The sequence below is a fragment of the Lysinibacillus sp. FSL K6-3209 genome, from assembly GCF_037976175.1.
Lineage (GTDB): Bacteria > Bacillota > Bacilli > Bacillales_A > Planococcaceae > Lysinibacillus > Lysinibacillus sphaericus_D.
Genome location: NZ_CP150264.1, coordinates 2693610 through 2714307, shown reverse-complemented (window position 1 = coordinate 2714307; position 20698 = coordinate 2693610). Strand labels below are relative to the sequence as shown.

22 protein-coding genes and 2 riboswitches are annotated in these 20698 nt (G+C 41.0%); of the genes, 18 read left to right on the top strand and 4 right to left on the bottom strand.

What is annotated here, in order from left to right; translation table 11 throughout:
• Window positions 1-178 precede the first annotated feature (178 nt).
• Genes MHH88_RS13145 through MHH88_RS13130 form a run of 4 tightly spaced genes read right to left on the bottom strand, consistent with a single transcriptional unit; the run spans window position 179 to window position 2808 of the window.
• Window positions 179-1015, bottom strand: coding sequence for an ATP-binding cassette domain-containing protein (locus tag MHH88_RS13145; protein ID WP_339258607.1), 837 nt, complete (start codon window positions 1013-1015; stop codon window positions 179-181).
• Window positions 1008-1784 carry a cobalt ECF transporter T component CbiQ gene (gene cbiQ / locus MHH88_RS13140; protein WP_339258605.1) on the bottom strand — a complete coding sequence of 259 codons (777 nt, stop codon included), beginning with the start codon at window positions 1782-1784 and terminating at the stop codon, window positions 1008-1010. The genes MHH88_RS13145 and cbiQ overlap by 8 nt, the downstream gene beginning before the upstream one ends.
• A 3-nt stretch (window positions 1785-1787) precedes the next feature.
• Window positions 1788-2060 carry an energy-coupling factor ABC transporter substrate-binding protein gene (locus tag MHH88_RS13135; protein ID WP_069513136.1) on the bottom strand — a complete coding sequence of 91 codons (273 nt, stop codon included), beginning with the start codon at window positions 2058-2060 and terminating at the stop codon, window positions 1788-1790.
• A gap of 1 nt (window position 2061) precedes the next feature.
• Window positions 2062-2808, bottom strand: a complete 747-nt coding sequence (locus tag MHH88_RS13130) for an energy-coupling factor ABC transporter permease (protein ID WP_339258602.1) — start codon at window positions 2806-2808, stop codon at window positions 2062-2064.
• Window positions 2809-2949: 141 nt separating this feature from the next.
• Window positions 2950-3134: riboswitch (cobalamin riboswitch) on the bottom strand.
• A 256-nt stretch (window positions 3135-3390) separates the two neighbouring features.
• Window positions 3391-3571: riboswitch (cobalamin riboswitch) on the top strand.
• A gap of 135 nt (window positions 3572-3706) precedes the next feature.
• Here MHH88_RS13130 and MHH88_RS13125 point away from each other — a divergent pair.
• The 18 genes from MHH88_RS13125 to rnz all read left to right on the top strand — a co-directional run bounded on the left by MHH88_RS13125 (window position 3707) and on the right by rnz (window position 20424).
• The gene (locus tag MHH88_RS13125; RefSeq protein WP_024361113.1) at window positions 3707-4078 is read left to right on the top strand and encodes a (2Fe-2S) ferredoxin domain-containing protein; all 372 of its coding nucleotides are present in this window, start codon (window positions 3707-3709) and stop codon (window positions 4076-4078) included.
• 3 nt (window positions 4079-4081) lie between these two features.
• Window positions 4082-5752, top strand: coding sequence for a precorrin-3B C(17)-methyltransferase (cobJ, locus tag MHH88_RS13120; protein ID WP_339258600.1), 1671 nt, complete (start codon window positions 4082-4084; stop codon window positions 5750-5752).
• Window positions 5753-5766: 14 nt separating this feature from the next.
• Window positions 5767-6702 carry a sirohydrochlorin chelatase gene (locus MHH88_RS13115; RefSeq protein ID WP_339258598.1) on the top strand — a complete coding sequence of 312 codons (936 nt, stop codon included), beginning with the start codon at window positions 5767-5769 and terminating at the stop codon, window positions 6700-6702.
• The gene (gene cobK / locus MHH88_RS13110) at window positions 6699-7460 is read left to right on the top strand and encodes a precorrin-6A reductase (RefSeq protein ID WP_339258596.1); all 762 of its coding nucleotides are present in this window, start codon (window positions 6699-6701) and stop codon (window positions 7458-7460) included. Before MHH88_RS13115 ends, cobK begins: the two co-directional genes overlap by 4 nt.
• 12 nt (window positions 7461-7472) lie before the next feature.
• Complete coding sequence (locus tag MHH88_RS13105; RefSeq protein ID WP_004231303.1) at window positions 7473-8132, top strand: precorrin-8X methylmutase; 660 nt, start codon at window positions 7473-7475, stop codon at window positions 8130-8132.
• Window positions 8132-9265, top strand: coding sequence for a cobalt-precorrin-5B (C(1))-methyltransferase (locus MHH88_RS13100; RefSeq protein ID WP_069513141.1), 1134 nt, complete (start codon window positions 8132-8134; stop codon window positions 9263-9265). The genes MHH88_RS13105 and MHH88_RS13100 overlap by 1 nt, the downstream gene beginning before the upstream one ends.
• The gene (gene cbiE, locus MHH88_RS13095; RefSeq protein WP_339258592.1) at window positions 9222-10442 is read left to right on the top strand and encodes a precorrin-6y C5,15-methyltransferase (decarboxylating) subunit CbiE; all 1221 of its coding nucleotides are present in this window, start codon (window positions 9222-9224) and stop codon (window positions 10440-10442) included. Before MHH88_RS13100 ends, cbiE begins: the two co-directional genes overlap by 44 nt.
• Window positions 10435-11142, top strand: a complete 708-nt coding sequence (gene cobI, locus MHH88_RS13090; RefSeq protein WP_024361106.1) for a precorrin-2 C(20)-methyltransferase — start codon at window positions 10435-10437, stop codon at window positions 11140-11142. The genes cbiE and cobI overlap by 8 nt, the downstream gene beginning before the upstream one ends.
• On the top strand, window positions 11142-11927 hold the full coding sequence (cobM, locus tag MHH88_RS13085; RefSeq protein ID WP_069513142.1) for a precorrin-4 C(11)-methyltransferase: 786 nt from the start codon (window positions 11142-11144) through the stop codon (window positions 11925-11927). The genes cobI and cobM overlap by 1 nt, the downstream gene beginning before the upstream one ends.
• Window positions 11920-13041 carry a cobalamin biosynthesis protein gene (locus tag MHH88_RS13080; protein WP_339258589.1) on the top strand — a complete coding sequence of 374 codons (1122 nt, stop codon included), beginning with the start codon at window positions 11920-11922 and terminating at the stop codon, window positions 13039-13041. The genes cobM and MHH88_RS13080 overlap by 8 nt, the downstream gene beginning before the upstream one ends.
• Before the next feature lie 11 nt (window positions 13042-13052).
• Window positions 13053-14420 carry a cobyrinate a,c-diamide synthase gene (locus MHH88_RS13075; RefSeq protein ID WP_339258587.1) on the top strand — a complete coding sequence of 456 codons (1368 nt, stop codon included), beginning with the start codon at window positions 13053-13055 and terminating at the stop codon, window positions 14418-14420.
• Complete coding sequence (locus tag MHH88_RS13070; RefSeq protein WP_069513145.1) at window positions 14413-15051, top strand: NAD(P)-dependent oxidoreductase; 639 nt, start codon at window positions 14413-14415, stop codon at window positions 15049-15051. The genes MHH88_RS13075 and MHH88_RS13070 overlap by 8 nt, the downstream gene beginning before the upstream one ends.
• Window positions 15048-15815, top strand: a complete 768-nt coding sequence (cobA, locus tag MHH88_RS13065) for a uroporphyrinogen-III C-methyltransferase (protein WP_024361101.1) — start codon at window positions 15048-15050, stop codon at window positions 15813-15815. The genes MHH88_RS13070 and cobA overlap by 4 nt, the downstream gene beginning before the upstream one ends.
• A 52-nt stretch (window positions 15816-15867) precedes the next feature.
• Window positions 15868-16428, top strand: coding sequence for a nitroreductase (locus tag MHH88_RS13060; RefSeq protein ID WP_339258585.1), 561 nt, complete (start codon window positions 15868-15870; stop codon window positions 16426-16428).
• Window positions 16429-16442: 14 nt separating this feature from the next.
• The gene (locus MHH88_RS13055) at window positions 16443-16979 is read left to right on the top strand and encodes a cob(I)yrinic acid a,c-diamide adenosyltransferase (protein WP_069513147.1); all 537 of its coding nucleotides are present in this window, start codon (window positions 16443-16445) and stop codon (window positions 16977-16979) included.
• Between the two features lie 79 nt (window positions 16980-17058).
• Complete coding sequence (locus tag MHH88_RS13050) at window positions 17059-18558, top strand: cobyric acid synthase (RefSeq protein WP_069513148.1); 1500 nt, start codon at window positions 17059-17061, stop codon at window positions 18556-18558.
• Window positions 18555-19391: a class I SAM-dependent methyltransferase gene (locus tag MHH88_RS13045; protein WP_339258583.1), complete on the top strand. Its 837-nt coding sequence runs from the start codon at window positions 18555-18557 to the stop codon at window positions 19389-19391. Before MHH88_RS13050 ends, MHH88_RS13045 begins: the two co-directional genes overlap by 4 nt.
• Before the next feature lie 97 nt (window positions 19392-19488).
• Window positions 19489-20424: a ribonuclease Z gene (gene rnz / locus MHH88_RS13040; protein ID WP_339258581.1), complete on the top strand. Its 936-nt coding sequence runs from the start codon at window positions 19489-19491 to the stop codon at window positions 20422-20424.
• The last annotated feature ends 274 nt before the right edge of the window (window positions 20425-20698 follow it).

Here is a 20698-nt window from a genome sequence, read left to right as displayed (position 1 = left end):
GGAGTGAAAGTCGGTGGGATGTTAATAGTCCTGTACGTAACGAACCAGTGTTTGACAACAACACTGTTCGTTACGTACAGGATATTAAAATAGAAGTGGGTAGGGATGACAAGAATTGTCCCTTGAGAAAGAGTGTTTAGTGAATTAGCCTCTATTACTAGTTATTCACGGAAAGATCTTAAAGCTGTTCAATAAGTTTGTGTAAATCCTTTTTGGAACGAGGCATTGCTATGTTGTCACCCAATAGTTTTTTCGTTTGTAAGGCAAGCGTCATTTCAAATACCCATGGTCGTTCAAGATGGGCTTTTTCAAGCAATTCCTCTTCGTAAAACATGTCGATTGGATCCCCATTATAAATGATTTTCCCTGCCTCCATCACGATTATTTGATCCGCCCATTCATAGGCTAAAGCGATATCATGTGTCGCTAATAAAAACGTACGTTGCCCATCTTCTAATTTAGCTAAGTACTGTAAAAATTGTGCTGCATAATAAGTATCTAGCCCAGCAGTCGGTTCGTCTAATAGTAAGACGGAAGGTTCCATTGCGAGCACACCAGCCATAGCAACACGTTTCTTTTGTCCAACGCTTAAAAAGTGAATGGGCTTATCAAGCAACGCTTCAACCTCTGTTTGCGCAACAGCCCACGCGATTTTTTCTTCAATTTTTTCGTTTGACCAGCCAAGATTTAATGGCCCGAAAGCTATGTCTTGCTTGACAGTACCAGAAAAAAGTTGATTGTCCGCATCTTGGAAGACGATGCCAACTTGTTGTCGTAATGTTGCTAATGCTTTTCTAGAATAGCTAAGCGTGTCGTTACAAAAAGAAATAGTGCCAGCTGTCGGTTTTAAAATACCATTTAAATGCTGAAATAACGTAGATTTACCTGCGCCATTGTGACCGAGCAGGGCAATTTTTTTTCCCTTTGGTATTTGCAAAGTAATATCTGTTAAGGCTGTAGTGCCGTCTGCATAAGCATAAGATAAATGTTGAAGATCAAAATAAAGCTCAGTCATGTGAAATACCTCCATAGATAATGAGGGATACGAAAATAATAACAATGCCTAACCAGTTTTTCTTGTTGTAGCTACTACTTTCTTGCCAATAGACAGCCTCACCACCGCGCGCCTGCATCGCATTATTTAGTTCGCGACTGCGTTGGAACATTTCGGCAAACAGTGCTGCAATAAGCATGGAAATCGACCGAAGCCATTGCAATGGTGACTGATAACCAAGACGAGCTTGTTGTGCAAGATGAATTTTTTGCATGCTATTTAAAAAGATAAAAATAAAACGGTATGTTAGCTCTATCAACTCTACAAATAAAGTTGGCAACCGCCATTGCCGTAAGACATAACAAATGGATTGTACGGAAGTCGTTAAAATTAAAAAATATAAACAACTAATACTGCCCAAAACGGTGAAAAATAGTTGCTGTGCTGTTATCAAGCTGTCATTTCCAATGAAAATTGTCCACTCGCTTAGCGAAAACGTCCATAGATGCGCCGGCAAAATACTAGCAGTAGGTGCAATCGAAATCAAAATAGATAGTAAACTGGAGAGCAAGAAAAAACTCGGTAAAAGCAGTAGTTTTGCATAATATTGTAAAGGAATTTTTGCGCCTAAAATGATAAAAGCACTCATTACAAGAAATGTAATGAGTGAAATTTGTTCATCTCTCATGATAAGCGACAATAGCAACAACCCAAGGGAGAACGTCATTTTTTCTAACGGATGAACGGACGCTAGTTTATTCATATAAGCATACTTATCAATGAGTAACATCGTTTAACCTTCTTTATGCTTACCGCGCATATAGCCCACGAAATAGCCAATAAAACCAGCGCCAATAGCGGCTTGTAAGACGAATAATAGACTTTCAATTTCACCACTTGGTGGCTCCCATAAGCTTTCAAACCATGGTTCGTAGTCTTTGTTTATTTCACCAATGGCTGCTTCAGCTTCACCGTCAGCACCGCCGAATTCAGCGCCTTTTTGGATGAATAGAGGGATGATTGCTAAAAGTATCACTATAGCTAGTAACAGTAAATTTTTCTTCATGTTAATGTGCCTCCTTTGCAGAGAAAACACGTAAAGCTTTTAATTCGCTTACATTGTATTTTTTTAAGAAATTCATCACAATGACAGTTAAAATCCCTTCACTAATTGCTAGTGGAATTTGTGTTAACGCGAAAATACTAGCGAATTTTGTGAATGAAGCCATAAAGCCTCCTACTTCTGAAGGGAAGGCAAGTGCAAGTTGAACGGACGTGACAATATATGTACCTAAGTCCCCAAGCATTGCTGCAAAAAAGACAGCGAGAGAAAAGGATAGACCGATTTTTTGAGCGCCTTTAAAAACAGCATACGCAATCATTGGTCCTACAATCGCCATGGAAAAAGCATTTGCGCCAAGAGTGGTAATGCCACCATGCGCTAAAAGTAACGATTGGAATAATAAGACGATTGTCCCAATCACACTCATTGCTAATGGGCCAAACAGGACTGTGCCAAGTCCAACACCAGTAGGGTGTGAGCAACTGCCCGTAACAGATGGAATTTTTAATGCAGATAAGACGAATGCAAATGCCCCTGATAGCCCTAAAATCATTTTCGTTTCAGGGTTTTCATCAATTGTTTTGCGAATTGAGCGTAACCCTAAAATAATAAATGGAATTGAAATAATCCACCAAAATATCGCCCATTCAATCGGTAAAAATCCTTCCATGATATGCATGGCAAATGCTTGTTTTGGTACTAGTAAAAATGCTAGTAGGAAGTAACTAAGTTTCCAAAAAGATAATTTCAAAATCTCTCCTCCTTAAATCAAAATTTTTGAATGTAGCGTGCGCAATAAAAAAGCACTTCTCCTAATTTAGGAAAAGTGCATAGCTGAAAAAGCAAATAGAATCATCATCTGCCAAGCCGCACACCTATCCTCGTAGGTTGAAACGATCACGTTTTTTTCGGCAGGTCTCCTGGCTTTAGTTCAACGTTTTATAGGTCTTCCCGTCCATTGGACAGTGACATTCTCTATAAAACTCCCTAGTACAGTGGCGGGACCGCGCCGGACTTGAACCGGCTTCCCTTTTAAGCGAAATGGCTACACTTCGCACCGAAAAAAGATGAAATTGTGAGATTTCACGACACAGTGTAACATGTTTTTCCATTCACAAGCTATCTTTTTTTATAAAAAAATTTTTTTTGTTATTTGACATTCTAGAAAATTCAGATAAATATAAGAGAATAGCTGTCGCTTTCAATGAATTACTTGTTGAAATTTTATTAAAAATCTAATAAATGAAAAAGAAATGTTGAAAAGTATTAAAAAAATAGGCTATGATAGAGACAGTTTTTCAATTCTTTTTAAAAACATACAGCTTTTTAATTTAATATAAATACATCTATAAGTGCTCGATATATTTCGAGATAATAGGGAAATCGGTGTAAATCCGATACAGCCCCCGCTACTGTAATAGCTGATGAAATCGCAATGCCACTGAAAACTTGGGAAGGCGCGAGAGTAAAAGGAAGCTTAAGTCAGGAAACCTGCTTATTGATGGCATGCAAACTTTTCGGAGGGAGAAGTGAAGCGAGAGCGGATACGTGTATATTCGTTTTTATTTTGGCTTCTACAAAACCTTGACTCTTCGATATAGAGTGAAGGTTTTTTCTTTTTCCTAAAAGTAAATGAGGGGAGAAAAGCAATGACAACTTGGAACTTAGAGGGAATGAAAACGCATCTTTTTATTTGTAATGGCAGTAGCTGCATGAAAAAAGAGGCAGAGGAAATTACCCTAGCAATACGAGATGAAATCGAAAAATTAGCACTTGATAAGGAAATACATACGACAAGAACGCGCTGTAATGGCAGATGCAAAGATGCCTGTGTTGTCATCGCTTATCCACAAGGAAATTGGTATCGTGTGCCATCGGTTGAACACGGAAGAACACTTGTACAAGATTTAAACCATGATTCTTTACATAGTGAACATGTTTTTACGCTGAAAGAAGGTACATTACAGCGTACACCACAAACAACAGCCATTAAAGGCATCGACAAGGTGAAAGAGGGGTAAAAAATGGCGCAAAAAGGAAAGATTTTTGTTGTGGGCTTTGGCCCTGGTGATTTTAACCATATTACGACTCGTGCTGTGGAGGCACTGCAACAAAGTGAATTTATCATTGGCTATAAAACGTATGTTGAGCTTATTCAAGATTTAGTTAGTGCAAAGTCGATTGTTAGTACGGGCATGACAGAAGAAGTTTCACGAGCGCAAGAAGCAGTACGTCAAGCGGAAGCTGGCAATATTGTATCCGTTATTTCAAGTGGAGATTCGGGTGTATATGGGATGGCGGGGCTTGTCTATGAAGTACTGATTGAGCTTGGTTGGACAGAAGCAACAGGTGTTGAAGTCGAAATCGTACCAGGTATTTCAGCTATCAATTCCTGTGCAAGTTTACTAGGTGCACCGATTATGCATGACTCTTGCACCATTAGTTTAAGTGACCATTTAACGCCATGGAATTTAATCGCCAAGCGTGTGGAAGCAGCGGCTATGGCAGATTTTGTCATCGCTTTATATAATCCGAAAAGTGGTCGCCGTACACGTCAAATTGTCGAAGCCCAGCGGATTTTACTTGAATATCGCTCGCCTGATACGCCTGTAGGTCTTGTCAAGAGTGCCTACCGAGAGCGTCAGGAAATTACGATGACGACTTTAGCGGAGATGCTTGAGCATGATATCGGCATGTTAACAACGGTTATTATCGGCAATTCTTCGACGTTTTTCTATGATAATAAAATGATTACACCGCGAGGCTATCAGCGTAAATATACGCTCGGGGAAGAAAAACAGCCTTTACGTCCTCATCAGCGTTTAAGAGAAGAAAATGAACCGTGGGCAATGAACCAAGAAACAGGTACTGCAAGCCATGATTTTGCGGCAGATCCAAATGCAGGACGGATGAAAAGTAATATTGCCATTACACCTGTATCAACACCGACAAAATCGTCTTTAGAAATGGCAGCAACAGCACTTGCAATGGTGCAGGGGACAACTGTAACAAAAGCCACACCAAAGCTAGTTCAACAAAAAATGGAGTCAATTTTTGAACTAGCTGTTAGCCCTGGGGTAGCAAATAAATTTTTTACACCACAGCAAATGATGGCATTGGCTGAAGTTGTGGGAGACGAAGGCACGATGGAATATACACCAGACCATCAAATACATTTGAAAATCCCAACGACAGAACCACAAGCGATAACAGAGAAGTTGAGAGAAGTAGGGTTTTTACTCTCACCAATTGGGGATGTGTTGTCATTAAAGGCATGTGATTTCTGTTATGGGGAGAAGGCTGATTCCATCCCATATGCAGAGGAACTTCAAGCAACTCTAGGTGGGTTGTCATTGCCGAAAACATTAAATATTGGCTTTAATGGTTGTGGCATGGCATGTTATCGTGCTGTGTTTGATGATATCGGTATTGTTTATCGCAAAAGTAAATTCGATGTCTTTATCGGAGCTAAGCCGGTAGGTCGAACAGCACATGCAGCACAGCCTGTCGTAGAGGGGTTAGAGCCAGAACAGCTTATTCCGCTTATTACCGCGATTATCGAAGAATATAAGGCAAATGCACATCCAAATGAACGCTTGTTTAAATATTTTAAACGAGTGAAAAAAATATTGCATTTTACGTATCAAGATATGTCATCCAAAATAAAAGTAGAGCCAGCACCGTGCGGCGACTAGTGAGGAGAAAAGAAATGAAAGCAATTTTATTTATTGGCCATGGCAGCCGTTTAGCAGCAGGAAATGATGAGGTACGCACATTTATTCAACAATTGACTCCTTCAATTGACGACAGCTATATCGTTGAAACTTGCTTTTTAGAATTTGAAGCACCTAATATCCCAGCAGGTATTGATGCATGTGTAAAGCGTGGCGCTACAGAGGTGTATGCTGTGCCCATTATTTTATTGCAAGCAGGCCATTCAAAAATTCATATCCCAGCAGCGATTGATGCAGCTCGTTTAAAATATCCGGATGTAACTTTTACATATGGGCGACCACTTGGCGTGCATGAAGAAGTGTTAAATATTTTAACAGAACGTTTATCAGGAACGGGACTGAATATTAAAGAAAAACAAGAAGATACTGCGATTTTATTTATCGGTCGCGGTGGTAGTGATGCGGATGCAAACAGTGATTTTTATAAAATTGGTCGTTTGCTTTGGGAACAATTAGACGTACTGACAGTGGAGTGTGCATTTATGGGCGTAACGAATCCCACAGTGGACGAAGGAATCGAACGTTGTTATCGTCTTGGGGCGAAAAAGATTATTATGTTGCCGTATTTCTTATTTACAGGCATTTTAATGGAGCGTATGGAGGGGATGCAAAAGAGCTATGCAGCCACATATGCTGATTTAGACATCCAATTGGCGGATTACTTTGGCTACCATCCAAAATTAAAAACGGTGTTGCTAGATCGTATGGAAGAGGCCATTGCAGGAGACGTAAAAATGAATTGTGATACATGTCAGTATCGTATTAATGCATCGGCATTCGTGGAGCATCATCACGACCATGACCACGACCATGACCATGGTCATCACCATCACCATCATCATGACCACGATCACGATCACGATCACCACCACGATCATGACCACCATCATGAAGAGGAGCTAGTGAAATGATTTTCATGTTAGCAGGGACAAGCGATGCAAGAAATCTTGCACTTGCATTGCAGTCAGCAGGCTATGCTGTTACAGCAACCGTTGTCACGGATTCAGCTGCTACAAGTCTGGCACAAGTTGGACTGCCTCATTTAGTCGGTCGATTGACGGCAGAGGAGATGGCTGCACTTATTACTGAACGAGGGGATCGTTTAGTCGTTGATGCATCGCACCCATTTGCAGAGGAAGCTTCTAAAAATGCCATGGCAGCGGCAAAAAGTGCAGGTGTTCCATATATCCGCTATGAACGCGCAAATGAGCATTACGAACATCCACTCATTACAGTCGTTAAAGATTACGAGGAAGCAGCACAATTAGCTGCAACAAAACGAGGCGTCATTATGCTGACAACAGGTAGTAAAACACTTGCTACATTTACAAAGGTCTTGCAAGGGTTAGAACATACTCGTGTCATTCCGCGTATGCTGCCTCGCCTTGATAATATGGAAAAATGTGAAGCGCTTGGTGTGGCACAACGAGATATTGTAGCCATTCAAGGACCCTTTTCAAAAGAGTTAAACGAAGCATTATTCCGCCAATATGATGTCACTTTAATGATTACAAAAGAAAGTGGCAAAGTGGGTTCAGTAGATGAAAAACTAGAAGCCGCTCTAGCATGTGGTATCGAAACGATTTTAATAGCACGACCAAATATCCAATACGGCCAGCAATATTCCTCATTTGAGGACGTACTTCAGGCTGTTCAAAACATACTTTAGGAGGCAATTGAAATGGACTTCAAAACAGATTTTAAACCATTAACAGTAGACCCAGACAAAATTTATGATTATAGTTTCTCAATTATTGCAGAGGAAATGGGCGAACATGATTTTTCAGAGGATGAGTGGAAAGTTGTTCGACGCATTATCCATGCTTCGGCAGACTTTGAATTAGGACGTAGTGTAATTATTACACCAGGAGCGATTGAAGCAGGGATTAAGTCCATTCTTGCGGGACGTCATGTTATTGCAGATGTGCAAATGATAGAAAGTGGTTCAGGTAAAAAACGTTTCCAAAAACATGGCGGAGATTTACACTGCTATATCGCAGATGAAGATGTGTCGATTGAAGCGAAAAAACAAAATACAACACGTGCTATTATCTCGATGCAAAAAGCGTCAAAATTACACGAAGGTGGTATTTATGCGATTGGGAACGCCCCAACTGCTTTACTAGAATTAATTCGTCTAATCAAAGAAGGTTTAGCAAAGCCAGATTTAATTATTGGTATGCCAGTAGGCTTTGTTTCAGCAGCGGAGTCGAAAGAAGAGTTATTGAAACTAGAAGGCATCCCATATATTACAAATGTTGGGCGTAAAGGCGGTAGTACAGTGACGGTTGCTGCATTAAATGCCATTTCATTATTAGCGGACGAACAGGCGAAAAAATAATGGAGCGGAAGCCAAAAAAGGATCCTAAAGACATGCGTCACGGTTATACAACAGGAGCCTGTGCAACAGCCGTTACGAAGGCCGCCTTGCTAGCACTTATTACGAATGAAGAACAAGAAACGAGTACGATTCATCTACCAATAGGGCGAGATGCAACGTTTACGATAGAAAAATGTACGTTCGGTCATAACGAAGTAAGTTGCGAAACAATAAAGGATGCTGGTGATGACCCAGATGCAACACATAAGGCCCTCATTATTGGTACGGTAAGTTGGGCTGATACACCAGGGATTCATTTAGATGGGGGTATTGGAGTCGGGCGAGTAACAAAGCCCGGCTTGCCCGTTGCTGTTGGAGAAGCCGCCATCAATCCTGTACCACGTAAGATGATACATAGTACCGTGCAAGATGTGCTAGATGATTTTCAAATTACACGCGGCGTTAATGTTGTTATTTCTGTACCAGATGGTGAGGAAATAGCGAAAAAAACATTAAATGGACGGCTCGGCATACTTGGTGGTATTTCCATTTTAGGCACAAGGGGAACCGTCGTGCCTTTTTCGAGTTCCGCTTATATGGCAAGCATTGTCCAAGCTATTAGTGTTGCAAGAGCTGCTGGCTGTGACCATGTTGTCGTGACAACAGGTGGACGTAGCGAAAAGTTTGGCATGGCTGAGTATCCAGCACTACCTGAGGAGGCATTTATTGAAATGGGTGATTTTGTCGGCTTTACGTTAAAGCATTGTAAACGGCTTGGCATAAAGCGCGTATCGCTCGTTGGCATGATGGGGAAATTTTCAAAGGTAGCGCAAGGGGTGATGATGGTGCACTCCAAAAGTGCAGCGATTGATTTTAATTTTTTAGCACAGTTAGCAATAGATGTTGGGGCAGATGAAGAGACCGTTGAACAAGTTAGAGCAGCGAATACCGCCTCTCAAGTTGGTGAAATAATGGCGGATAAAGGGTATGATGCATTTTTTCATCATTTATGTGAAGCGTGTTGTTATTCATCATTACACCATATTAGAGGTGGCTTGACGCTCTCCACATCGATTTATTCGATGCAGGGACAATTACTAGGAAGGGCTGATGACATTGCATCAATCGATGAAATTAATTGGGATCGGGGATAACGGACAGGAAAGTTTATTTCCTCAGTATAGACAGTGGATTACAGACTGTGAAGTGCTCGTTGGTGGTGAGCGTGTCCTTGATTTTTTCCCAAGCTTTGCAGGCGAAAAAATCGTCATTAAGGGTGGTCTTTCATCGCTCGTTGAAAGACTATCTCAAGAAACGAGAAAGACCGTTATTTTAGCGTCAGGTGATCCACTTTTTTATGGTATCGGAGGCTATTTAGCCAAAAAGCTTACGATTGAAGTGTATCCATATATAAGTTCCGTCCAGCTTGCCTTTTCAAAAATGGGTGAGAGCTGGCAGGATGCCTATGTAACAAGTATTCATGGGCGCCCAATAAAAGGTCTGGCACAACGTATTGATGGTAAAAAGAAAGTGGCATTGCTGACTGATGCCGAGAATAATCCAAATGTGCTTGCGCGCTATTTAAAGCATTTTGGCATGACGGAATACCGCGCTTTTGTTGCAGAGAATTTACAAGGTGCTGATGAAAGATATGGCTGGTACTCTCTTGATGAATTAGAAGAAGCGAAGTTTTCCCCCCTAAATGTTGTGATTTTACAGCAAACATCAGCCCCAAAGCGCTATGCACTTGGCATTGATGATGAAGCGTTCTCACAACGTAAGCCTGACAAAGGACTTATTACGAAAAAAGAAATCCGTGTTTTAAGTTTGCAAGCAATGCAGCTTCAAAAGGACAGTACGATTTGGGATGTAGGTACGTGCACAGGCTCCATGGCCATTGAAGCAGGAAAACTTGCACCAGAAGGTCAAGTGTTTGCAGTAGAAAAAAATGCACCTGATTTAGAAAACTGCCTGCAAAATCAACAGAAATTCCGTGTCGATATAACGGCTATTCATAGTAAAGCGCCTGCTGGACTAGAGCAATTCCCAGATCCAGATGCCATTTTTATCGGCGGTACAGGCGGGGAAATGGTCGAGCTATTACAGTTGTGTTGTACCCGTTTAAAGCTAAATGGTCGCATTGTCTTAAATGCGGCAACTATTGAAAATTTATATAAAGCAGTCGAGGCGTTTAAAGCATGTGGCTTTGCAGTGGAAATTTTACAGGCACAACTTGCGCGTAGTAAACCAATTTTAGATATGACGCGCTTTGTCCCATTAAACCCAATTTATATTATTTCGGCATATCGAAAGGAAGAAAATCATGAGTAATCTTGGCATTTTATATGGCCTAGGCGTTGGCCCTGGCGATCCAGAATTAATTACAGTAAAGGCATTCCGCGTTATTCAGGAGTCGCCTGTTATTGCGTACCCTAAAAAGTTAAAAGGTAGCAAAAGTTACGCGCATCGTATTGTAGACGTTTATATCAACCCAGAGGAAAAAGATATGCTAGGTCTCGTTTTCCCCATGACAAAAGATGAAGCCGTCTTAGAACGTGAATGGACGAAATCTGTTGAACTGGTCTATGGTAAATTGCAAGAAGGGAAGGACGTAGCGTTTGTGACAGAAGGGGACCCTCTGCTATACAGTACGTTTATCCATATGATGAAGCTTATGCAGGACATGCATCCTGATGTAGAAATTCGCACAGTACCGGGTATTTCTTCATTCAACGGTTCTGCATCCCGCCTAGGCATCGCCCTTGCTGATGGAGATGATCGTGTTGCCATTATACCAGCCCATGATAATTATGAAGCGATGCGTGAAGCGATAGAAAGCCATGATGCTGTCGTTTTTATAAAAGTAGCAAAAGTAATTGATTTAATGCTAGAAGTACTGCGTGATTTAGATTTACTTGATAAAGCGTCCGTGGTCACAAAGGTAACGTCTGATGAGGAAATTATTTGGGATGTACGTGAACTAGACGGTGTTGATTTAGAATATTTAACGTTAATGGTGGTGCGTAAATAATGAAAAAAATATATATTGTCGGTGCAGGCCCAGGGGACCCCGATTTAATTACTGTGAAGGGTTTACATATGCTTCAAACAGCAGACGTTGTGATGTATACAGATTCATTAGTAAATGAAGACCTGATCGCAAAAGCAAAGCCAGATGCGGAAGTGATTCGAACAGCCGGCATGCATTTAGAAGAAATGGTTGCCGTCATGGTTGAGCGCGTCAATGCAGGGAAAGTAGTCGCGCGTATGCATACAGGTGATCCAGCGATGTATGGTGCCATTATGGAACAAGTTGCATTATTAAAGAAGGAAGGAATTGGCTACGAAGTGATTCCAGGCGTTAGTTCGGTATTTGCTTCAGCCGCAGCAATTGGTGCCGAGTTAACGATTCCTGATTTAACACAAACGCTTATTTTAACACGTGCAGAAGGACGTACACCTGTACCAGAGTTTGAAAAGCTACGAGATCTCGCTAGCCATCATTGTACGATTGCGCTGTTCTTAAGTGCCACGCTAACAAAAAAAATCGTCAAAGAATTGCAAAGTGCTGGATGGGCTGATAATACACCTGTTGCGGTTATTCAACGTGCCACATGGCCAGATCAAAAAATTGTCCGTACGACATTAGTTGAGCTAGATGAGGCAATGCGTGTCAATGGTATTCGCAAGCATGCCATGATTTTAGCAGGATGGGCATTAGACCCGAATATTCATGATAAGGATGAGTACCGTTCGAAATTATATGATGCGACCTTTACACATGGCTTCCGCAAAGGTGTGAAGACAAGTGATTGAATTACAAGAAGGTATGCTACCTGAAGTGGAGCAGTGCAATCCCTATGCAGTGGTTGCCATTACAAAGCATGGTGTGCAAATCGGAAGGAAACTACAGCAGACTTTTGCGGCAAGCGATTTATATTATATGAGTAAATTTGAACAGGGCGACGAAGATGAAAAGCATATTCAGCTTTTTACTGGAACGGTTCGTTTATTACTGCCAACACTCTTTAAGCAGTATAAAGGGTTAATATTAATTATTTCACTTGGTGCGGTTGTGCGCATGATAGCACCTATTTTACAAGATAAGAAAACTGACCCAGGTGTTGTAGTGATTGATGATAGAGGCGAAAATGTCATTAGTGTGTTATCGGGTCATTTAGGTGGCGCCAATGAGCTAACGCATGAAGTGGCAGCGGCACTAGGAGCAAATCCTATTATCACAACAGCTTCTGACGTGCAAAAAACAATTCCCGTTGATTTATTTGGGGCACGTTTTGGCTGGGTATGGGACAGTGCTGATAAATTAACACCAGTTAGTGCCTCAGTCGTTAATGAAGAACATGTGGCGATTGTACAGGAAGCGGGTGAACGTGATTGGTGGATGCGTGATACACCAATGCCGGAGCAAATAAAAATTTATCCTTCAACACAAGCGGCAATTGCAGCGCAACCGCATGCTACGCTATTGATTACCGACCGACTCATTGAACCAGAGGAAGAAGTGCTGTTGGAAAATGGTGTTATTTATCGACCGAAATCAGTTGTCCTTGGTATGGGTTGTAACCGTGGAACGTCTGTTGAGGAAATTGAACAGCTGATTGATGAAACACTAGCTGAATTAAAGCTATCGAAAAAAAGTGTCAAAGCACTATGTACAATTGATTTGAAGAAAGATGAAATGTGCTTTATTGAACTAACAAAAAAGTATGATTGGGAGTTCGTAACATATACGCCAGCACAATTAAATGAAATAAATTTCCCATCACCCTCTGAAACGGTCTTTAAATATACAGGGGCGTATGGCGTAAGTGAACCAGCTGCGATGCGTTATGCACAGGTGGAATCGCTCGTATTAACTAAGAAAAAATCAGGCAATGCTACGATTTCGGTAGCAAGATTAGTATTTTAAGGAGGGGGCTTATGCAAACAAATCGCTTTGTACTTGCAGGGACAGGCAGTGGCGTTGGTAAGACAACATTCACGATAGGACTGATGAAAGCATTGCAAGAAAAAGGCAATGTCGTGCAAGGGTTTAAATGTGGTCCAGATTATATTGATCCTAGTTATCATACAGCGGTGACAGGACGTGTATCACGGAATATTGATAGCTGGATGTTTTCGCATGATGCGGTCCGAGATATTGTTGCACGTGCAAGCATAGATGCAGACGTCTCAATTATTGAAGGGGTGATGGGCTTTTATGATGGCAAAAGTCCATTATCGGATGAAGGTTCGGCAGCAGAAATCAGTGTTGTTACAGAAAGCCCTGTTATTTTAATCGTCAATTGTGCAAGTATGGCTCGCAGTGTAGCTGCTGTAGTCAAGGGCTTTCAACTTTTATCTGACAAGCCTACTATTGTTGGCGTTATTGCCAATCAAGTAGGCAGTGTCGGTCACTATGAAATTGCCAAAGCTGCAATTGAGCAAGAATGTGGTATTCCGGTTATCGGCTATTTAAAGCGAGAAACAGGCATTGATATTCCAAGTCGTCATTTAGGGCTTATTCCAGCTATTGAACGAGGCGAGCTTGATACATTTTTTAACAAGCTAGGTGCTCTAATGGCAGAGACGATTGATTTGGATTTATTGTTAGCTTTAACAAAGGCACCCGTCCTACAAGAGACAGGTCAGCTATTTGCGGCACAACCATCACAAAATATTTGTATTGCGGTTGCAAAAGATGCTGCATTCAACTTCTATTACGAAGAAAATTTAGCATTATTACGAGCAAAAGGAGCTACTTTGCAATTTTTCTCACCACTTGCTAACGAGCCTGTTCCTGCTGAAGCAGATGGTCTTTATATTGGTGGGGGGTTCCCAGAGGAATTTGCCGATACACTTGCAAAAAATACGGTCGTAAAAAATTCCATTCGTGAGGCAATTGCAAAAGGTTGTCCTACATTAGCTGAATGTGGGGGCTTTATGTATTTAACAGAAGCTATTACCAACAGCCAAGGTGAGCGCTATGAAATGCTAGGTGTTATTCCAGGTGAAGTAATGATGCAAACAAAGCTTGCATCACTTGGTTATCGTGAAATTTTTGGCACTGCGTCTAACTTTTTAATCGGAAAAAATGAAGAAGCAAAAGGCCATGAATTCCATTATTCCACATACAGTGGTAAGCACGATACGCCCGCTTACGAAACACAAGGACGTTTTGGCAAAAAACAAGAAGGTTATCAAACAGGCAATGTAGTAGCGGGGTATACGCATTTTCATTTTGTTTCTAACCCTAAGCTAGTAGATAACTGGTTAACTGCTTGTAAGAAGGTGAAAACATATGACTAATTATTTTCCTATCCATCTTAATATCGAATTTAAAACCGTTGTCATTGTTGGTGGTGGGCATGTAGCGACTCAAAAGGTTGCTTCCCTACTACCAGCGAAAGCAAACATTGTCGTCGTTAGCCCGACTTTACATGACACTTTAGTGCCCCTTGTCAAATCAGGCGAAATTACATGGCGTGACAAGGAATTTGAACCACGTGATTTAGATGATGCAACGCTTATTATCGCTGCGACAAATGATACCAACGTCAACGATGCGGTACAAGAGGCAGCTCAACATTGGCAGCTTTTAAATCGTGCAGATGTACAAGGTGAAAGTGATTTTATTACACCAGCAACTGTTCGTCGCGGTCCATTAGTGCTGACGGTATCTACATCTGGTGCAAGTCCAGCTCTTGCACGAAAAATAAAACAAGATTTAGCTGAGCAATTCGATGCTATTTATGAAGAGTATGTTTGTTTTTTACAGCAAGCTCGACTAATGGTTGCAGCCAATTTTGAAAAAGGTGAGCAAAGACGTGCGGCGTTACAAGCACTTCTTGAGCCAAACTTATTAGAATGGACACGTAATGGAGAAATTGATCGACGAGAGGCATTTTTACAACAACTATTGACGGGAGAAACGCGATGAAAGAGGGAATTGTATATTTAGTAGGAGCTGGCCCAGGAGATCCTAAGCTCATTACAGTATATGGGCTGGAATGTATTCAAAAGGCCGATGTCATTGCGTACGATCGTCTAGTGAATCCAAAATTATTAGAATTTGCGAAAAAAGATGCTGACCTTGTGTACTGTGGTAAATTGCCTGGTAAACACCACCTTATTCAAGATGAAATTAATACATTGCTTGTTGAGAAAGCTCAAGAGGGCAAAGTCGTAACACGTTTAAAGGGTGGCGATCCTTTTGTTTTCGGCCGTGGTGCTGAAGAAGCAGAAATATTAAAAAATAATGGTATAGCCTATGAAGTAGTACCAGGTATTACGGCTGGCATTGCAGCTCCCGCTTATGCAGGTATTCCTGTGACCCATAGAGATTTTGCCACAAGCTTTGCACTTGTGACAGGTCATGGGCGCGAGCAAAAGGGGCAAGATTTTTTAAATTGGCCAGCACTCGCAACGGGAATTGATACGGTCGCTTTTTATATGAGTGTTGGTAACATTGCCTATATTTCAAAAAAGCTTATCGAAAATGGACGTCCAGCAACTACACCTGTGGCGGTTATTGAATGGGGTACTACCGAACAACAGCGCACGATAACTGGACCACTTCACAATATTGCTAGCATTATTGAACGGGAGGGATATCATAATCCTTCTATGATTGTCGTTGGGGATGTAGTCAACGTACGTGAAAAAATACAATGGTTTGAAGAGCAAGGGCTCGCTTTTAGCTAGTCAGGCAACAGAGCAGCTGACTAAAAAGACCTACTTAAAGGAGGACAACATCATGACAGTAATCGAAGCGTTAAAAAATCGTCGTGCCATTCGCAACTATACACCACAGCCAGTGGAAAAGGAAAAAATTGAACAAATTTTACAAGCAGCAACCTATGCACCGAACGACCGCATGCGTGAGCCGTGGCATTTTTATGTGTTACAAAATGATGCCATGAAGCGCTATGAGAAAATGGCAAGTAGCTATTTGCAAGAACGTTTTCCAACGAAGCCTCATTTAGTAGAGAGCTCATTAAAAGTTGTGCAAACGACGCCTGTTGCCATTGTAGTGACTGCTGATATGGTGGAGAATGATGAAGATGCTACAGCAGATAATATTTTCGCTGTTTGTAGTGCCATTATGTCTATGTGGTTAGCCGCAGAGGAGCTAGGGCTAGGATTTGTGTGGCGGACACGAGGTGTTGGACTTGTTCATGATGCACGTATGCATACATTTATCGGTGCGGACCAAAATCAAAAAGTTGTCGGTACTATTTTCATAGGTTATCCAGAAGAACAAGAGCTTAAAGATAAAAAGCGTACATCATTTGAAGAAAAAACCACTTGGCTTTAAAGGGGGTAGAGAAAATGGCTAGAAAAGGTTTGTTTTTAGTATATACAGGTGATGGCAAAGGTAAAACAACAGCTTCTCTTGGTGTAACATTGCGGGCAGTAGGACGTGGTTTACATGTGCGTTATATGCAATTTATCAAATCGCCAGAGCGTACGTATGGTGAGCAAATTGCCCTTTCCAAACTTGGCGTAGAAATGGAGCAAATGGGCATAGGCTTTACATGGACGAAAACACCAGAGGAGCACCGTGTTGCATTAGCGAAGGCATGGCAAAAAACAAAGGAAGCTTTACAAGATGACAGCATTGATTTACTTGTTTTAGATGAGCTGAACAATGCACTTGCCATTACTAAATTTCCGATTGATGATGTGCTGCCATTAGCTGAAGTGCTTGAAGCCATTGCACAACGCCCTGCTACAATGCATCTTGTCGTAACAGGACGCAGTGCTAATCCTGCTCTTGTTGCTATGGCGGATTTAGTGTCAACAATCGATGCAACGAAACATTACTATGAAGAAGGAATTCCCGCTGTCAAAGGCCTTGAATTTTAACACCAACTGGATTCATTTCGATCATATACGCATTGGGGGATAATCAATCTTCCTTAGTGTTGTTAGGAGGAAAATCAAAATGTCAGCAAAATCAATTATGATTCAAGGAACAGCCTCTGACGTTGGAAAAAGTATGATATGTACGGCATTATGTCGTATTTTTTCTGATGATGGGTTGAGAGTAGTGCCATTTAAATCTCAAAATATGGCGCTTAACTCATTTGTAACAGAGGATGGCGGAGAAATTGGACGGGCACAAGGGGTCCAAGCTGAAGCTGCAAGGGTTGTGGCGACTACTGATATGAATCCAATTTTACTTAAACCAAAGCAGGATATGGTATCAGAGGTCATTGTCCACGGCAAGCATTTTTTAAATATGGATGCGAAAAGCTATCGCAATCAATTCGTCCAAGAAGCCATGCCGATTGTTGAGAAGTCGGTTCGTACGTTACAAAATACATATGATGTTATTGTATTAGAAGGAGCAGGCAGCCCAGCTGAAATTAATTTAAAGGATCGCGATATCGCCAATATGCGCATGGCTCATTTAGCCGATGCAGCCGTTGTTTTAGTTGCTGATATTGACCGCGGTGGTGTATTTGCCTCCATTATCGGGACGCTTGCATTGCTGGATGATGCAGAGCGTGCCCGGGTTAAAGGGCTGATTATTAACAAATTCCGTGGTATGCGTGAGCTATTAGATGATGGCATTGAATGGGTCGAGCGAGAAACAGGCATTCCAGTGCTTGGTGTTGTGCCTTATGTGGATGTCAATATCGAAGCGGAAGATTCATTAGCACTGTCTGCCTTGCGCTTTAAAAAGCCAAAGCCTGGCGAATTTCCAGTAGACGTGGCGATGATTCGTTTACCTCGCATTTCAAATTTTACAGATATTGACCCATTTTTTGATGAGCCAGAGGTAGGCGTACGTTTAATCGGCAATGTGACGGAGTTGGGCACACCGGATTTGCTTATCCTACCGGGCACTAAAAGTACAATGGATGATTTAGCTTGGCTGAAGGCACAAGGCTTTGAACAAGCAATTACAAACCTACGCGCACGCGGAACAAAAATTATTGGCATATGCGGCGGTTTTCAAATGCTTGGCGAAGTGTTATTAGATCCAGATGCCGTAGAAGGAAATGGCGAGTCAGCGCAAGGTCTAGGCTTGTTACCGATGGAGACCGTATTTGTAGGAGATAAAAAAACCGTACAAATGTCTGGAACACGTGGGCAAGCTATTTTAACAGGCTATGAGATTCATCTTGGGCGTACCAAAATTTTACGGGATGAAGTGTCACCTTTTTTACAGCTAGCAGATGGTCGTGTTGATGGAGCAGTAAGTGCTGATGAACAAGTAATCGGTACATATTTCCACGGAATCTTCCATAATCGAACGTTTACACGTCAACTTGTCAACGAAATGCGCATGAAAAAAGGGCTTGCTACATTGCCAAGTGATGTTAAAAGTGATGCAGAACGACGAGAAGATGCTTACAATATGCTCGCATCACATGTGCGTGCCAATTTAGATATGGAAAAAATATATGATATGTTAAAAATTGAGGTAAATGGATGACAAGAAAAGGACCATTAGCTATAAATTATGAAGCATTATGGCAAGAAGGCATGAAGGATTGGCAAGGACAAATGCCAGAGCGTATGGTGAACGATCAATTAGAAGAACAATTTTGGTCTCAATCGATCGCTCGCAAAAAAATGGGGCAAACGGATCCTTATGCAGCACTTATTTTTGAAGCAATGAAGCAACGTATTCGTCCAGAACATTCAGTGATTGAAATTGGACCAGGGTGGGGCAATTATACATTCCCACTTGCAGATTATGTACGAGAGTTAACGTGTGTAGATAGCTCAGACAGCATCCTTGATTATTTACAACAATGTTTACAAGAGAACAAGCATATTTCCTATGTTCATGCGAAGTGGGAGAAACTTGAAGAAAATGAGCTAACAGCACATGACATTGTGCTTGGGGTAAACTGTTTTTATCGTATGTACGAAATTAAATCGGCATTATATCACATGAATCGCTTGGCTAAAAAGCGCGCAATTATTGGCATGACAACAGGTCCAATTCAGCCACACTATGAAGTATTACATGAGAAATATGGTTATGATATTAAATACCCAAGAAGAGATTATATTGAATTTTTAAATTTATTATATGAAATGGATATTTATGCAGAATGTACAATTATTCCTTTGGAGCGTACGTATGAATATGAAACGTATGACCAGCTTGTGACAACGCAAAGTAAAAAAATATTAAGTACAGACTTTAACCGCTCGCATGTTGAGGACTCACTTGCTCCATTTATAGAAGAAAAAAATGGGCGTTATTACTACCGTCATGATTTCCACGCAGCACTTGTATCATGGCAACCGAAATAATAAGAAAAACCTTTGGCGATTGCTTTCACCAAAGGTTTTTCTTATGTTTCGCAATAAGGTACAATAGAACAACAGAAAAAGAATTGAGGTGGCAGTTATGCAACTACATTTTTTAGGAACAGGAGCAGGCATGCCTTCGAAGGAGCGCAATACGAGCGCATTAATGGTTAAGCTATTAGAGGAAAACGGTGAAATGTGGCTTTTTGATTGTGGCGAGGCGACCCAGCATCAAATTTTGCATACGTCTTTAAAGCCACGTAAAGTGACAAAAATTTTCATTACCCATTTACATGGCGACCATATATTTGGTTTACCTGGATTTTTGAGCTCACGTTCATTTCAAGGTGGAGATGAGCCGTTGACCATTTATGGTCCAGCCGGCTTACAGCAATGGGTAGAGCAAACATTTGCTTTATCAAAAACCCATTTAACGTATCCATTGCAATTTGTAGAAATACATGAAGGCGTCATTTATGAAGATGATAAATTTACGGTGCGTGCAAGTGAATTACGCCATGTCGTGCCATGTTTTGGTTACCGTATCGAACAAAAGGATTTACCTGGCGAGTTACTGATGGACAAAGTCCAATCCTACGGCGTACCGAAAGGACCATTGCTTGGACAGTTGAAGAAAGGACAAGATATTGCACTTGATAATGGCACCATTATTCAAGCAAAGGATGTTGTGGCACCTCCGAAAAAAGGCTTTACGCTTGCAATTTTGGGCGATACAAAATATTGTGAACAAGCCATTTCTTTGGCTGAACAAGCAGATGTTGTTGTGCATGAGGCGACATTTGATGGGAGTACTACGGATTTAGCTGCGAGCTATGGTCACTCTACCAATGTAGAAGCAGCGATGGTAGCAAGTAAAGCTGGTGCGAAATATTTACTTTTGAACCATTTAAGTGCGCGTTTTTTACCACATGATTTACCAATTTTTTTAGCCCAAGCACAAGCCATTTTCCCACAAACCTTCCTTACATCGGATCAAGCGGTTTTTTATTGGAGTAATAATAATTTATTATCTTAGTATAATTATATACATTGGATGAAAAGTAATTATTTTGAAAATAAACACCTATTTTAATGAGGCTTCATTAAAATAGGTGTTTTTCTATTGGGTCTATAAGTCTAGAAAAAGTTGAGAAGAGAAAAAGTAAACTTCTAAAATAACTTATTTTTTTACAATAAATATGAGGAAAAGACCATTATGTTGGTATTTATCTAGCAACTTTATAGATAGGTCATTTTTTATTACAAATTAATGACAATTTCATCATTAGAATAAATTTATTATTTAAAAT